At 73.2% G+C, this 15,229-nt stretch carries 13 protein-coding genes and 1 pseudogene; 2 read left to right on the top strand and 12 right to left on the bottom strand.

The window, feature by feature from the left end; translation table 11 throughout:
• Positions 1-23: 23 nt before the first annotated feature.
• Positions 24-1,052, bottom strand: coding sequence for a LacI family DNA-binding transcriptional regulator (locus GBN72_RS04790; protein ID WP_151770330.1), 1,029 nt, complete (start codon positions 1,050-1,052; stop codon positions 24-26).
• Entirely contained in the window at positions 1,049-3,580 is a 2,532-nt protein-coding gene (locus GBN72_RS04785) for a glycoside hydrolase family 2 protein (RefSeq protein WP_151770329.1), read from the bottom strand. The genes GBN72_RS04790 and GBN72_RS04785 overlap by 4 nt, the downstream gene beginning before the upstream one ends.
• Positions 3,581-4,363: 783 nt before the next feature.
• On the opposite strand from GBN72_RS04785, the gene GBN72_RS04780 reads away from it, so the two are divergent.
• A complete protein-coding gene (locus GBN72_RS04780) occupies positions 4,364-4,831 on the top strand; it encodes a DoxX family protein (RefSeq protein WP_151770328.1) in 468 nt (155 codons plus the stop codon).
• Between the two features lie 145 nt (positions 4,832-4,976).
• Here the strand turns inward: GBN72_RS04780 and GBN72_RS04775 are convergent, their stop codons facing one another.
• The 4 genes and pseudogenes from GBN72_RS04775 to GBN72_RS04760 form a co-directional block, all read right to left on the bottom strand.
• The gene (locus GBN72_RS04775) at positions 4,977-6,395 is read right to left on the bottom strand and encodes an FAD-binding oxidoreductase (RefSeq protein WP_246212254.1); all 1,419 of its coding nucleotides are present in this window, start codon (positions 6,393-6,395) and stop codon (positions 4,977-4,979) included.
• Positions 6,396-6,550: 155 nt separating this feature from the next.
• Entirely contained in the window at positions 6,551-8,125 is a 1,575-nt protein-coding gene (locus GBN72_RS04770) for a PQQ-dependent sugar dehydrogenase (RefSeq protein WP_151770327.1), read from the bottom strand.
• Positions 8,126-8,541: 416 nt separating this feature from the next.
• Positions 8,542-8,646 carry a hypothetical protein gene (locus tag GBN72_RS04765; protein ID WP_439959730.1) on the bottom strand — a complete coding sequence of 35 codons (105 nt, stop codon included), beginning with the start codon at positions 8,644-8,646 and terminating at the stop codon, positions 8,542-8,544.
• A 38-nt stretch (positions 8,647-8,684) separates the two neighbouring features.
• Positions 8,685-9,047 (bottom strand): annotated as a pseudogene (locus tag GBN72_RS04760) (hypothetical protein); the annotation flags it as partial.
• 350 nt (positions 9,048-9,397) lie between these two features.
• Between GBN72_RS04760 and GBN72_RS04755 the strand changes: the two are divergent.
• Complete coding sequence (locus GBN72_RS04755) at positions 9,398-9,631, top strand: DUF3027 domain-containing protein (RefSeq protein ID WP_246212253.1); 234 nt, start codon at positions 9,398-9,400, stop codon at positions 9,629-9,631.
• A gap of 36 nt (positions 9,632-9,667) precedes the next feature.
• Here the strand turns inward: GBN72_RS04755 and GBN72_RS04750 are convergent, their stop codons facing one another.
• From GBN72_RS04750 to GBN72_RS04725, 6 genes are all read right to left on the bottom strand, one after another.
• A complete protein-coding gene (locus tag GBN72_RS04750; protein WP_151770325.1) occupies positions 9,668-10,123 on the bottom strand; it encodes a hypothetical protein in 456 nt (151 codons plus the stop codon).
• A 61-nt stretch (positions 10,124-10,184) separates the two neighbouring features.
• A complete protein-coding gene (locus GBN72_RS04745) occupies positions 10,185-10,859 on the bottom strand; it encodes a hypothetical protein (RefSeq protein WP_246212252.1) in 675 nt (224 codons plus the stop codon).
• A 70-nt stretch (positions 10,860-10,929) separates the two neighbouring features.
• Complete coding sequence (locus tag GBN72_RS04740) at positions 10,930-11,823, bottom strand: DUF72 domain-containing protein (protein WP_151770323.1); 894 nt, start codon at positions 11,821-11,823, stop codon at positions 10,930-10,932.
• Positions 11,824-11,886: 63 nt separating this feature from the next.
• Positions 11,887-12,351, bottom strand: coding sequence for a ribosomal maturation YjgA family protein (locus GBN72_RS04735; protein ID WP_151770322.1), 465 nt, complete (start codon positions 12,349-12,351; stop codon positions 11,887-11,889).
• Positions 12,352-12,476: 125 nt separating this feature from the next.
• Positions 12,477-13,517, bottom strand: a complete 1,041-nt coding sequence (locus GBN72_RS04730; RefSeq protein ID WP_151770321.1) for a TauD/TfdA dioxygenase family protein — start codon at positions 13,515-13,517, stop codon at positions 12,477-12,479.
• Positions 13,518-13,821: 304 nt separating this feature from the next.
• The coding region (locus GBN72_RS04725; RefSeq protein ID WP_246212251.1) for an MFS transporter at positions 13,822-15,229 on the bottom strand (1,408 nt) is incomplete at its 5' end.

Genomic DNA, 15,229 nt, shown 5'->3' with positions numbered 1-15,229 from the left:
GGCGACCGACCTCGTGGCGCGCGCTACGGCCGAGGGGGCGCGGTGGACCCTCGCGGCACCAGTGAGGGCGTCGCCACCGGCCGCGACGGAACGTCCTGGCCCGCGAGCAGGTCGAACAGCACCCGTGCGACCTCGGCGCCGAAGCCGTGAACGTCGTGGCTCATCGCCGACAGGGTCGGATGGGTCAGGCGGCACAGCTGCGAGTCGTCCCACGCGAGCAGGGACAGGTCGTCCGGCACGGCGACGCCCATCTCGGCGGCCACACCCAGCCCCGCGACGGCCATGATGTCGTTGTCGTAGACGATCGCCGTGGGGCGGTCGGAGGCCAGGAGCAGCATCCGGGTCGCCCGGGCGCCCTCCTCCCCCGAGAAGCCCGTCTCGACGTGGCGGCCGCCGTCCAGGCCTAGTGCCTCCATGGTCCGCTCGAACGCCTGGGCGCGGATGGCGCTGTGGCCCAGGCCGGCCGGACCGCCCACGCGGGCGATCCGCCGGTGACCGAGCGCCGCCAGGTAGCGCACGGCCTCGGCGACGGCGGTGGCGTCGTCGGTCCACACCGACGGGAAGCCGCCGGTGAGGTCCGGGTGGCCCACGCCCACCGCGGGCAGGCCGAGTTCCCGCAGGGGTGCGATCCGCGGATCGTCCTGGTGGAAGTCGACCAGGATAGAGCCGTCCACCTGCCGCTCCCGCCACCAGCGCTCCTGCAGCTGGACCTCCTCCTCCAGGGAGCCGACCAGGCGCAGCAGCAAGGAGCAGTCGTGTTCGGCGAGCACGCTCTCGATGCCGGAGATGAACTCCATGTAGAAGGGTTCCAGCCCCAGCAGCCGCGCGGGCCGGCACAGGGCCAGCCCGACGGTGTCGACGGACTGCCGCGAGAGGCTGCGCGCGGCGGAGTTCGGCGCCCAGCCGAGTTGCCGGGCCGCCGCGAAGATGCGCTCCCGGGTGGCCCCGGACACCCCCGGCTTGTTGTTGAAGGCGAGCGACACGGCGCCCTTGGAGACGCCGGCGGCCGCGGCGACGTCCTTGATGGTGACGCGGCCCGGCGGTGCGCTCACGCGGGTTCCACGCAGAACAGGGCCCCGCGCACGGCGTCGCTGCCGGTCTCCGCGGCGTTGCCGACCCGGAGGCGGACGCGCTCGCCGGGGAGCAGGGTCCGCAGACCGGAGTCGCAGACCGCGTCCGGTCCCAGCCGGTCGGCCTGCAGGAGAAGGTCTCGTACCAGAGTGTGTGCAGTCACCACGACCTCGACATTACCCCCGCCGTCACCGTCTCCCTCACCGGTCGGGACCACCTCGACGTCGTAGCGCGGGGTGGGGTAGGCGAAGTCCTTGTCGGCGACCGGGAAGTGCAGGGCGCGCAGGCCGTCCGCCCCGTCCTCCGCGTCGGCGACCAGGAACTCCTCGGCCGAGGCGGCGTCCGGGGCCAGGTGCCGGGGCACGGTCTGGCGGTGGACCTGGCGCGCGCCCACGGTCAGTTCGAGGACCTGTTCCGCCACCGTGGAGCCGTCCGCCCGCACGCGCCGCAGGGTGACCGAGGTCTGCCAGGGCCGGGCGGACTGGTTGACCACGGCGAGCACCGGGCCGTCGCCGTCACCGTCGCCGTCTTGCGGCTGGAGGGTCAGCAGGCGGTCGGCGTAGACCCGGCGCAGTTCGTGGTAGAGCGGCTTCAGGCGGCCGTCACCGTCCACGGCGGCCCAGGAGCTCACCGGCCAGCAGTCGTTGAGCTGCCAGACGACGGTGCCGGCGCACACCGGCCAGTGCGACCGCCAGTGCTCGATCCCGGTGGCCACCGCGCGGGCCTGGACGACCTGGGTGAGATAGTGCCAGCGGTCGAAGTCGCCCTTCGGCGGGGTGAAGTGGCGCGCCAGGCCCCGGTCGAGCTTGCCGTTGCCGTCCTCGGCCTTCTGATGGTGGAGCATGCCGGGCGAGTCGGGCGCGAGGCTCTCCCCGGGCAGCGCGCGGCGCAGGGTCGCGATGGCGGGCGGGGCCTGCCAGCCGAACTCCGCGACGAAGCGCGGCACCGAGTCGCGGTACTCGGCGTAGTCCCGGCGGTTCCACACCTCCCAGGAGTGGTGGGTGCCGTGCGCGGGGTCGTTGGGGTGGTGGTCCCACGAGCCGGACCAGGGGCTGCCGGCCGTGTAGGCGCGGGTCGGGTCCAGTTCGGCGACGACGCGGGGCAGCAGGTCGAGGTAGTAACCGCCGCCCCAGGAGTCGCCGTCGAGCTCGGGTTCCCAGTTCCAGTCGCGGAAGCCCCACAGGTTCTCGTTGTTGCCGTTCCACAGCACCAGGCTGGGATGGGGCATCAGCCGGACCACGTTGTCGCGTGCCTCGGCCTCCACCTCGCCGCGCAGCGGCTGCTCCTCCGGGTAGGCGGCGCAGGCGAAGAGGAAGTCCTGCCAGACCATCAGGCCCAGTTCGTCGCAGACGTCGTAGAAGGCGTCGTCCTCGTAGACGCCTCCGCCCCAGATTCGCACGAGGTCGATGCCGGCCCCTGCCGCCTGTTCCAGTCTGGTGCGGTAGCGCTCGGGGGTGACGCGGGAGGGGAAGGCGTCGTCGGGGATCCAGTTCACGCCGCGGACGAAGACGGGGACGCCGTTGACCAGGAAGGTGAAGCCGGTGCCGTGCGCGTCGGGGGCGCGGTCCAGCACGACGTCGCGGAACCCGATGCGTCGCGTCCAGTGGTCGAGCCGCCGGCCGCCGGGCCCGGCGGCCCCGGTGGCGCCCTCGGCTGCCCCGGCGGCGCCCTCGTCCGTGCCCTGCTCGACGAGGGTGACGTCCAGGTCGTACAGGGGCTGCTCGCCGTATCCGCGGGGCCACCAGAGCTCGGGGTCCGGCAGTTCGAGGGTCACCACCACCCCGTCCGCCCCGTCGGCCCCGTCGGCCCCGACGGTGGCACGGGCGTGGACGCCGCCGACCTGGGCGCGCACCTCGAGGCTCCGGCCCGCGCCCCGCGCGGTCCGTTCGACGTCGACGCGCAGTTCCACCCTCCCGACCCCCTCCCGCACCGTCACCAGGGGACGCACCCGTGCCAGGCGGGCCGTCGACCACCGCTCCAGCCGGACCGGCCGCCACATCCCGGCGGTCACCAGCGTCGGCCCCCAGTCCCAGCCGAAGCCGCACGCCATCTTCCGGATGTACTGGAACGGCTCCGGGTAGACGTTCGGCCGCTCCCCCGTCGACGCCCGGACCGCGTCGGCCTCGTCGTAGGCCGACGCGAACTCGACCCGCAGTGCGCCGTGGCGGCCGGTGACGTCGAACCGGTACTGCCGGTGCATGTTGCGGGTCCGGCCCAGCTCCTGGCCGTCGAGGGTGATCAGCGCGGCGGTGTCCAGGCCGTCGAAGACCAGGTCGGTGCGCTCGTGGAGCTCTTCCGCGGCCGTCCCGGCCGGCTCCAGGGTGCGGGAGTAGGTCCACGCCCGGCGGCCCACCCACGCCACCTCGTTCTCGTTGAGGCCGAGGTAGGGGTCGGGGATCCGGCCGGCCGCGAGCAGATCGGTGTGCACGCAGCCGGGGACCTGGGCGGGCAGCGTGGTGCCGTCGTGGTCGAGGCTCCAGCCCTCGGCGAGCTGGACGACTTCCTTCATCTGCGGACTCCTTCGGCAGGACGTGGGTGCGTGCGCGGGCCTCGCTCTTTCCGGTGCAGCGCGCTCAACCTAGTGCCCGTGAGTGAACCGGTCTAGAGCGAGCGACCCCCGCCGTACCGTCGCGCCGACTCCTCACCTGAACAGGCAGGGCACCGGAATTGCCGCACACGGCCCCACGCCCCGGACCTGCGGCCGTCGGCCGGCCGGAGGCATGGGCTTTACCGGTTCATCAACGTAGGGGCCGGAGGGCGAACGTGCCCCGCCGCGGGCGACGCGGCCGCTCGGCGGGCTCGCGGATCCGGGCATCCCGCGGGGCGGCGCGCACAAGGGCGACGGCGCGATATCGGCGGTCGCCACGACGCGTCGGCGACCGTGCGGCCTCCTCCGGCCCGTCGGTCGCACCCCGTTAATCGGACGCCCCCCGCCCTGCCGCCGGGACGGCCCGCACGCCTCCGCGCTCCCGGCAGGCGGGGCGGAGGGGCCGGGGACCAGCCGGAACGCGCGCGTCCAAGCGCTCCACCCGCCCCGGCAACCGACCCCGCCGGGGTACGCCTGCGTACGTCACCTCCCCCTGTTTCCCCACTCACCCTGGACGCCGCGCACCACTCGGCATCGCCGCGGGACGGGCCACCCGCATACCGAAGGAATGCCGCCAGGAATGGCGGGCGGGGGACGTGGGCGCGGCTGTTTCGAATGGCTATTCTGCGTTCGAGGCTTGAATGAACGATCAGATCAAGATCGACCAAACGTAAACTTCTCCAAATCCCCCCACGAGGAGCAGTCATGACTGTGCCGTCGAACGAACGCCCGGAGCTGTTACGCACGGCGACCCCTGTGGTGCATGCCGCCTTCCGTCTGGTGACGGGCTTCCTATTCGCCTGCCACGGCGCCGCCTCGCTCTTCGGCGTCCTCGGAGGCGCCCACGGCGGAGGCACCGTGCCCACTCTGCAGTGGCCCGGCTGGTGGGCCGCGGTCATCCAGCTGGTGGGCGGCGGCCTGGTGGCCCTGGGTCTCTTCACCCGGGTGTCGGCCGCCGTCTGCTCCGGGTCGATGGCATATGCATACTTCAGCGTCCACCAGTCGAACGGACTGTTCCCCATTGTGAACGGCGGTGAACTGTCCGTCATGTTCTGCTGGACGTTCCTGCTGATCGCCTTCCTCGGCCCGGGCGCCTATGCCGTCGAGACGGCGCTGCGTCGGAGGCCCGCCGTCCGGGCGGACGACAGCGCGACTCCGGTGAGGGCCTCCTAGCCCCCCGCGCCAGAGCTTCACGGACACAGGTGCCCGTTCCTGCGGGGCACCGGGTGCCGGTCAGTTTCCGCAACGGGCTCCTTCACCGCCCGCAGAGCCCGTTGCGGGACCGCTCCCGAAGGCCCGGCCGACGGCTCGCCGCCGGTCAGGCCTTCGGGAGGATGTTGGGATTGTGACGGAAGAGGTTCCCCGGGTCGTAGGCCGCCTTGACCGCCGCCAGGCGCTCGTAGTTGGCGCCGAAACTCTCCCGGACGAGTTGCTCGCCCTCCTCCAGGAAGCCCGGGAAGTTGAGATAGATGCCGCCGTCGGAGAAGGTGCGCAGTGCGGCGAAGGTGTCGCGGACCCAGGCGATGTTGCGTTCGGAGTCGGCCGCGTCCGACCAGTTGCCCTCGATGCCGATGAGGTAGGGGGCGTGCCGGCCGGTGAAGGCGGTCTCCTGTTCAGGGCCTCGCGCCATCGCACCGCCCTGGAACCAGACGTCGACCGTCGAGGCGGGGGACGGCGCCCGGGCGGCGTGGTCCGCGAGGCGGCCGATCATCTCGTCGCCGAGGCCGGGCAGGCTGACGGACTTCCAGTAGTAGCGGTCGCCGTCGGGGTAGTCCTCGTCGAGGAGCGACTGGGCCGCCAGGTAGGTGGTGACGCCGCTGAGGTCGAAGAGGGGCTCCGTGATCTCCCTCAGTGGGCGCAGTGCGGACTCCCCCTCGGCGGGGTCGCCCGGGTGGAGGGCCAGCAGCGCGACGAACGGCTCTCCGTGCAGGCCGGCCGGCAGTTCGTCGTCCGCCGGGACACGCCCGAACACGCCGAGCGGCGCGAGGCCGCCGTCCGGCGTCGCGGCCAGGTGGCTCTCGCAGGCGCGGAGCACCTCGCGTGCGTGCCGGGCGGGGTAGTACACGTTGCAGAGGTAGACCTCCGGGCCGACCGGGAACAGCCGGTACGCGAAGGACGTGACGACACCGAAGTTCCCGCCGCCCCCGCGGATCGCCCAGAAGAGGTCCGGGTGGTGGTCGGCGTCGACGGTGCGGACCTCGCCGTCGGCGGTGACCACGGTCGCGGAGAGGAGGGCGTCGCAGCTCAGGCCGTGCGCACGGCGGAGCCAGCCCATGCCTCCCGAGAGGGTCAGGCCGGCGATGCCGGTCTCCGACACCACGCCGAGCGGCGCGGCCAGTCCGTGCGGCTGGGTCGCCCGGTCGACGTGCCCCAGCGTGCAGCCGCCCTGGGCCCGGGCGGTGCGCGCACCGGCGTCGACCTCCACCGCGGTCATCCTCGACAGGTCGACGACCAGGCCGCCGTCGCAGAGCGCGAGACCCGCCACGCCGTGTCCGCCGCCGCGTACGGAGAGCGGGAGTCCGTGGTCCCTGGCGAAGCGCACGGCGGCGGCGACGTCGTCGTCGCTCTCGCACCGTGCCACCAGTGCCGGCCTCCGGTCGATCATGCCGTTCCAGAGCTGCCGGGCCGAGGCGTACTCCGCGTCGCCCGGCAGGAGCAGCGCACCCCGCAGGGTGCTCCTGAGCGCCTCCACGGCGGAGGCGGGGACCTCGGCCGGGTTGCTGTCTTCCGTGCCCACGGGCATCACCTCCTGCTCCCAGCGTCACCCGGGGCGGCACGGGGCGCGACCCGCGGGTGGCCGAGCCGGTCGCCGGCGCGGGACGGCCGGCGCCCCGGTCGCCGTCCCGGTCCCACGGCCGGCTGCCGTGGGACCGGTGCGCGTTCAGCGGCGGGTCAGCTGCCGGTGCGTGCGCAGGCGGTCTCGTTGAGGCGGAAGCGGCCCGGCGTGGCGGCGTCTCCCGTGTGGGTGACCAGGTAGCCCAGGGTGACCGAGCCGCCGGGCGGGATCGACGCGTTGTGGTCGGCGTCGGGGGCGGTGTAGATGTCGCCCAGGTTGGTCATGTCGGTGTTCCAGTCGGAGGTGACGGTCTGCCCGTAGGGCAGCGCGAACTGCAGCGACCAGCCGTCGATCGGGGTGGTCCCCGTGTTGGTGACCGTGAGGTCGACGGTCATGCCGTTGCCCCAGGCGGTCTTCTTGACGTCGACCTTGCAGATCGGCTTGGTGCGCTCGAACGACACCTTGTGCAGGCCGCCGGGCAGGTCGTTGACGACGTAGAACTCGCCCTCCGGGGTGGTGCCGACCGCAGTCACCTGGGTGGGCATGTCACCGATGTCGGCCTGGCGGAACCCGCCGTTGCCGTCGGGGCGCAGCGCCCAGACCTGGGACGAGCAGTAGTCCGTGGCGATGTAGGTGCCGCCGACGAGGTCGGCGTACTGGCGGCCGCGGTAGACGTGTCCGCCGATGACCGCGCAGTTGCCGTTGTAGGGCGAGTAGTAGAAGTCCTGCGGGGTGTAGCGCGCGCCGGACGCGCACTGGGCCTCGTCGAAGACCTGGGGTCCCTCGTAGCAGGACCAGCCGAGGTTGGCTCCGGCCTGCTCGCCGCGCGCCAGGTGGGTGATCTCCTCCCACCGGCCCTGGCCGACGTCGGCCACCCACATCGATCCGTCCGCGTGGTCGAAGGAGAAGCGCCAGGGGTTGCGGGTGCCCCAGAGCCAGATCTCGCCGCGTGCGCCGTCGACGCCGACGAAGGGGTTGTCCGGCGGGATGCAGTACGCCAGCGCGCCGCAGCTGCGGCTCACGTCGAGGCGGAGGATCTTGCCGAGCAGGGTGTCCTTCCGCTGGCCCGTGTCGAACGGGTCGCCGGATCCGCCGCCGTCGCCGATCGCCCAGTAGAGCTTGCCGTCGGGGCCGAAGGCGAGCTGGCCGCCGTTGTGGTTGCTGTATTCGGCGTGCGGCTGCTGCAGCAGGACCTCGAGGCGGGAGTCGGTGAGGTGGTAGCGGGCCAGGGTGACCGCGGCGTCGGGCAGGGCGGTGTAGGCCAGGTAGAGCTGCTTGCTCCGGGCGAAGTCGGGGGCCAGCGCGATGCCGAGCAGGCCGCGCTCGTTGCCGGACTCGTCGACCTTGTCGACGATGTCGAGGAGGGGCGTGGAGGAGAGGCCGGTGTCGGGGTGGTAGACGCGGACCCGTCCGGACTTCTCGGTGATGAACAGCCGCCCGGTGCCGTCGTCGGGGGCGACCAGGGCCGTCGGGCGTCTGAGGCCGTAGGCCACCTGGGTGGTGGTGGCGGCGACCTCCTCGAGGGCCGGCAGCGCCGCGGCGCCGGCCTGTAACTCCTTGGCGGTCTGTAACTCCTTGGCGGGCGGGGCCTCCGCGGACGAGGCCGGGAGGGACAGCGGTCCCGCCACGGCCAGCGGCAGTGCGAGCAGCAGGCCGATCCAGCGGTGGCGACGTAAGCGTCGTAAGGACATGTACGGCTCCAGTGGGGTGGGGCGTGTGCGGACAGCGGAGCTGGGCAGCGCGGGGCGGCGCGGTCGTGACTGCGCGACCGCGCTGCGCCGGTGGTACACGTGTGTACCTCGCCGGACGCTAGTGCCTCTCCCGCCCCGATACCAGGCCGCGTTCGCACCGGAACCGACGGGCTTCCCCTTCACCCGGCGCCCCGCGCGCCCGAAGCCCTCGGCGGTGGGCACGCCGTCTCTCCGCGGCACCGCGGCACCGCGCCTGTCGGCTTCCGGAACGACGGCACCCCGCTCACTGCGTTCCTGGAGCAGGACATCAGCCGGTCCGGTCCGGCACCCACCGCAGGCTCCGCCCCGGCCCCGGCCAAGGTCACCGGCGGGCGGGCCCCGCCGCATCCGGGGTCGGGCGCCGCTTCTCGCCGCGCTCATGCCACCGGTCGCGCGAAGCCGGCCTCGTAGGCCCGGATCACCGCCTGGGTGCGGTCGCGCGTGCCGGTCTTGGCGAGCACCGACGCCACGTGCGTCTTCACCGTGGCCGGTCCCACGCGCATGCGCCCGGCGATCTCGGTGCCCGCGCGACGAGCTGCAGCGGGTACCCGGCCATGATCGGCGCCAGCAGCCCCGTGGCGCCCCACGCCGGGAGCGCCGGCGCCCACGCGGGCACCCGCCGGCCCCAGGGCCGGGTCAGCACCAGCGCCAGCACGATCACGCCGCTGTCCAGCAGCATGGACAGCCCGTTGGCGAGGGCCATGGCCACCCGGTGGTCCAGCAGTGCGCTGCCGTCGGGGATGCCGACCCGGCTCCCGGCGATCCAGGCGGCCTTGAGGCCGAGACAGGGCAGGCAGGCGACGACGGCGGTGGCGCGCAGCAGCCGGCGGGCGGGAGTGGGGCCGACGGCAACGGCCGGAGCGGTCACAGGAGTTCGCCTCATGGCTCCACACTCCCGCCCGAGCGCCCCGCCCACGTCCTGCCCACCGGCGATCCCCCTCCCCCGTGCGGCGGAGGCAGCCGCCCCGCGAGGCGGAGACCGGTCGGTCAGCGCCTCGCGGGGTGGTTGTCTCCGGGCAGCTCCCCAGGCGCGCTGCTCCAGCAGCTCCGGATCCCTCAGGGACAGGACCGTCGAAGACCGGCCGCCACGGCGGACGGGAACGGGAAGTTCAGTCGCGCAGGTCATCCGTGGTCCTCCCACGTATCCTCTGGATCTGTCCAAAGGGGAGTGAGGGAGGTCGACTTATGCCCAGCGGGCCTTGGACGGGGGACGACCCTGGACACAACGACGGGGTGCACGAGCGATGGCTGCGCGGGCTGAACAGGCCGACCGGAGCGCGCGACTACCGGGAGGAGTGGTATGACGAGCAGTGTGGTGGGTGCCGCTTCTGGATCGGCCTGAGAGGGCAGTTGGGGCGGGACTGGGGCGCCTGCACTCACGCCGGGTCGAGGTTCGACGGACAGGTGCGCTTCGAGCATGACGGCTGCACTTCCTTCATGATCCGTACCGACACCTCGTTCGGCTGACGGCAGCCGCTGGACGGCCGAGCGGGCACCACCAGGTCAGACGCCGTCGGGAAGGCCCTGGCCAAAGGCTGAGCGAGTGCGAGTAGCTACAGCAGCGATGCCGGATTTCCGCAGCGCGCGAGCCAAATGCTCCACCTCGGGAAGCGTTCCTGAGTAGTCACCATCCAGCACACGGCGCAGCGCAGCCCGGGCGTCCGTCAGGCCGATGCCGAGCTCGGTCCGCAGCACGCGCATGATGACGACGCTCTTCGACGGCGGGGCGCTCACCCGCAGCCAGACGGGTCCATGGTGGGAGAGCATCTGCTCCCGCCGTTCCGCCGGCATCGCACCACCGCACACGGCCACCGCGAACCCGCAGGTGGAACAGGTCGACTCGACGTCCCAGCGCAACCGGCCATCCACCAGGGCCTGGACTCCCCGGCACTCCAGCTCCGCACCGCAGTCCTGGCACACAGCGGCGTACCTGACGGACTCGAAGACTCCCTGTTCCATTCCCACTCCCGGGCCGTCGTGAAGGAGACCGCCGGCGGCACCGTCCTCGCCGCCCGGCGGGTCAAGTCGTCGGGTAGCCGATGGCCGCGAGGTCCTCCCCGAGGTCGGCGAACGCGATCTCGGGGTTGAGCGCGGCGACGATTTCCGGCGTCAGCGGGCGCAGCTCCAGCACGGCACGGACGGCGTCCACGTCGACGGGCATCTCGAAGTAGTCGGACGCCCATGCCGCGTATGCCTCCGGCGAGCGGTCGACCAGGAGCGCGAAGAGGTGGTCGGCGCCGTCCGGGTCGTCGTCGCCGCCCTCGGGGTGGTCGACGGCGCCGGTCCGCCAGGCGGAGTCGCCGGTCCTGCGCCACAGGCAGCAGGTGACGGTGGGGACACCGCGCTCGTCGCAGAAAGCGGGCTCGGTGACGTACGCGCGGAAGACGTCCGGTATCTCGTCGAGCACCCCGGGCCACACCGCGGGGACGTCCGGCCGCGCGTACGGACTCATCAGCGACCGGTGGTCGAAGCCCCTGGCGTAGGCGCCGGCCGCCGAGAACACGATCGCGTACTCGCTGCCCATGCCGTCCCGCATCGACGCCAGTTGTCCGCCCGCTCCCCAGGAGACGTCGAAGGAGTGGTACCGCCAGGCCCACTCCGGGCAGAGCACGGCGTCCAGCGTCGCGAGGCCACGGCAGTGGTCGCGCAGGTTCTCGATGCCCGGCAGCGCCCGGGCCACATCGTGTGCGGTCACACGTCCATTGCACCCCACCCCACCGACAGCCGGGCCGGCGGACGGCACCGTCAGGTGCCGGACAGCCGCGTCAGGTGCCGGACGGTGCCGTCCTCGCCCGGGCGGGCGGGGCCGAGGTCCGGGATCCCAGCAGACGCGCCATGCTCTCGGCGGCCCGTACCGCCGCGTCCCCGCAGCAGTTGTTGAACAGGACGTGCACCCGCCCCACCCGCTCGGCGAGGGCGCGCAACCGCGGCAGCCACGCCACGAGTTCCGCTTCGCCGTAGCCGTGCCGGAACCGGTCCTCCTTGCTGCCGGTGCCCCAGGCGGCGCTGCGTCCGTGGAAGCGCACGACGGCCAGGCGCGGGGAGGTCACGGGGGTGACCGGCGGGATGGACGAGGGCAGCTCCTGCGTCATGTCCACCGCCACCGCCGCCATGCCGTACCGCGCGAGCAGGGCTCGGGTGGCCCCCGCCCGCTCCTCCCGCCACCATGCCGGGTGCCGGAACTCCACGGCCAGGGGCCAGCCTTCGGTGCGCCGGGCGGTGTCCTCGAGGAACGCCTCCGCCCGCGCGCCGGGCCGGAACCACGGCGGGAACTGGAAGAGCACACCGCCCAGCCGCCCGGCCTGCCGCAGCGGGGCGACCCCTCGCGTGAAGAGCGCCCACACCTCGTCGAGCACGCCGGGGTCGCGGGCGTCGGCCGGCAAGCCGTGCGGCATCACCGCGGCACGGGTGGGGTGCCCGGTCAGCAGGGAGAACGCCTTCACGTCGAAGACGAACCCGTCCGGCGTCCGCTCCGCCCAGAGCCGGCTGTTCCGCTCGCCGGGGAGGGCGTAGTACGAGGAGTCCACCTCCACGACCGGGAACCGCTCGGCGTAGTACCGCAGCCGCCCCTCGGCGTCCCGCCGCCCCACCGGGTACCAGCCGCTGCCGACCAAAGCCTTGTCGGTCCACGAACACGTGCCCACGAGGATGTCGCCCATGACGCTGCGCCTACCCGGCGTCCCTCCGGACAGACCGGGCGCGGCGGATCACCACTCGGCTGATCACCGCCCGAGGGATCGCCCCCGGCTGGTCACCGCTCGGCCGGCCACCGGCCGGCGGGACCACGCGACCAGCCCCCACCCGCCCAGCGCGCCGACCGTGTACCAGAGGAGATCCTGCGGGCCGAAGGTGGAACCGAGCACCAGGCGAGCCGCCACGCTGTGCCGGGACAGTTCCGCCGGTACGCCGCTGAGTTGCAGGAACTCGACGCCCCAGCTCAAGGCCAGCGCGACCGCGGCGGCCTTCCGCGCCGTCACCGAGGGAGCCACCAGGACGACCAGCGCGACGATCAACAAGGTATATAGGGCGTCCCCGCCGTACTTGGCGACGTCTCCCGTCATCGCGGCCCTGAGGCCCAGCCCCGCGCCGACGGTCACCGCCGCGGCCACGGCCGCGGCGAGGCGCCTGCGGCTCCGGATCCGGCTCGTCCCGCCACCTGCGCACGCACCGCTTTCCGGAGAGGCCATGCGGGTCATCGTACGATCGGCGCCGCCCCGCCCGTGCCCCGGTTCCGCCTGGGCACGGGCGGAACCGGGGCAGGGGCGGAACCGGGCAGGGGCGGAACCGGGCAGGGGCGGCGGAGCGAGGTGCCTCAGACCTCCGCCAGCACCCCGTCCGTGGAGGCGCCGGAGGCGATGCCGTAGCCCGGCTCGGGGACGGACTGCGGCTCGATCAGCACCGAGCGGCGGCCGTCCACGCCCACCGGCACGTCACCGTCGACCGTGACCCTGCGGAGGGTCCGTTCGTGGTCGTCGGAGTCGTCCACGCCGTAGTGCTGGGTGGCCCGGTTGTCCCAGATGGCGACGTCGCCGGCGCGCCACTGCCAGCGCACGGTGTTCTCCGGCCGTTCGACGTGCGACTGGAGGATGCCGTAGAGGGCACGCGAGTCACGGCCGTCGAGGCCGGCGAACCTCTGCAGGAAGTTGCCGAGGATCAGCGTGCGTTCACCGGTCTCCGGGTGCACCCGCACCACCGGGTGCTCGGTGCGGAACGTGATCGACGTGAACACCCGTCGGTGCTCCAGCAGTCGGGCCGGGACGGTGCCCGGGCGGACGGCGGCGTAGTCGTAGTCGTTGGTGTGCACCCCGCGCAGGCCGTCGGCCAGCGTCCGCAGCGGCTCGGGGAGTTCGGCGTAGGCCGCCGCGGTGTTGGCCCACAGGGTGTTGCCTCCGTAGGGCGGGGTCACCTCGGCGCGGAGGATGGAGAAGGCCGGGTAGGCGGGGACGAAGGTCACGTCGGTGTGCCACTGGTTGGCGCGCCCGCCGTGCTCGTTGTCGATGCCAAGGGCGTAACGGCCGTCCACCGACGGCACGGTGGGGTGGGCGACCAGCTCGCCCAGGAGCCTCCCGAACGCCTCGTGGCCCGCGGCGTCGAGGTGGTGCTGGCCGCGGAGGAAGACGACCTTGTGCTCGAGGACGGCGGCCCGGACCGCGGCCACGGTCCGCTCGTCCAGGCCGCCGCCGAGGCGGACGCCGGAGATCACGGCGCCGATACGGCCGCCGACCTTCTCGACGACGACCTGTGCGGTGCCGGGTGCGGAGGCGGGAACGGGAGCGGGAGCGGAGACAGACGCGGAGGCGGACGCGGAGGCGGAGGCGGAGGCGGACGCGGGTGTGGATGCGGTGGACGTCATGGCATTCCTTTCACCGGGTGCGGCCCCGCCCGCGCCGCGGGATGCACGAGCAGGGGCACGGGGCACGGGGAGCGGGCGTCCCGGGGCGCGGAACGGACCGGCGCCGGGACGGAAGGAAGGGGACGGGGCGATCGCGCGCAGCGGCGCGCGGCCCGCGGGATGCGCGAGCGTCAGCGCACTCGACACGCCGCCGAGGCGAGGCGCCCCAGGTCGACGTGGAGCCGCGTCACGAGAAAGGTCGTCGCGGTCATGGCCACGAGCATGGTGACCCGGAGCGGGCCGGTCAAGGATGCCCCGTCCGGCTTCACGAGCCCGCAACGAGCTGGACGTGGTTGCCCCGCCCGCCCGCGCCCGGGCCGTCCGGAGACCCCGCGACGCCCGCCGCCCGGTCCGTGCCGGTGGCCAGGTGCAGGTCCGCACTGCGGATGCGCCAGGTCGCGACGGCACTGACCACCGACGTGAGGACGAGGTATCCGCACGCGATCCAGGGTGTGCCGTTCCCCACCGCCAGGAAGGTCGTCAGCAGCAGCGGTGTGATGCCGGAGGCGAAGACGCCGGACATCTGATAGACGAACGACATGCCGGTGTACCGGACCTCGGCCGGGAACAGCGAGGCGAACAACGTGCCCTGGGCGCCGTAGAAGTAGGCGTGGACCACGCCCAGCGTGAGGACCATCGCCGCGCCGAACGCCCAGGTACCGCCCGCCTCGAACAGCAGGAAGGCGGGGAACACGCTGACCCCGAACAGCACCATGCCCACCAGGTACGTCCGGCGTGCCCCCTGCCGGTCGACCAGCACCCCGGAGAGCGGTATCAGCGCGGCCATCACCATGGCGGCCACGGTGACGCCGAGCAGCACCGGTGTGCGGGGCAGGCCGAGTTCCGTGGTGGCGTAGGCGATGGCGAAGACGCCCCAGGTGTTGAACGCGGCGCCCTCACCCCACCGTGCGAGCATCCCGAGGAGGGTGTGCCGCCTGCTCCTCGCGTCCTTGAAGAGGGTGACGACCGGGACCCGGGGCGTCGTGCGGCGCCGCTCGACCTCCCGGAACGCGGGCGTCTCGTCCACCTTCAGGCGCACGGCGATCCCGACGGCGACCAGGAGGAGACTGACCAGGAAGGCCGCCCGCCATCCGTGGTCGAAGAAGGCCGCGTCACTGAGCCAGACGCTCAGCAGGGCGAACAGGCCGGTGCCGAGGGCCAGCCCGAGCGCGAGTCCGACCTGCGGGAAGCTGCCGAAGCGCCCCTTGTGGCCGTCCGGGCCGTGCTCGATGGACAGCAGCACCGCGCCCGCCCACTCGCCGCCCAGCGCCACGCCTTGGACGATCCGCAGCAGCAGCAGGAGCACCGGCGCCCACAACCCCGCCTGCTCATAGGTCGGCAGGACGCCGATGAGCGCGGTGGCGCCGCCCATCAGGCCCATGGTGACGGCCAGGGTCCGGCGCCTGCCGATCCGGTCGCCGATGTGGCCGAACAGGAGACCGCCGATCGGGCGGGCCAGGAAGCCGGCGGCGAAGGTGGCGAAGGAGAGCATGGTGCCGACGGTGGCGTCGCCGGTCGGGAAGAACAGCTTGTTGAACACCAGTCCCGCGGCGGTGCTGTAGAGGAAGAAGTCGTACCACTCCATCGTGGTGCCCAGCAGGCTGGCGGCCACCACCGTGCGCAGTCGGCGCCGTTCACCGGCATCGGCGGTTCCCCGGGGCTCGGGGGTGGAC

Origin of the sequence: Streptomyces abyssomicinicus (genome assembly GCF_008974245.1) — a bacterium.
In the GTDB taxonomy this organism is placed as follows: Bacteria; Actinomycetota; Actinomycetes; order Streptomycetales; family Streptomycetaceae; genus Streptomyces; species Streptomyces abyssomicinicus.
This window is presented reverse-complemented; position numbering and strand designations above follow the sequence as displayed.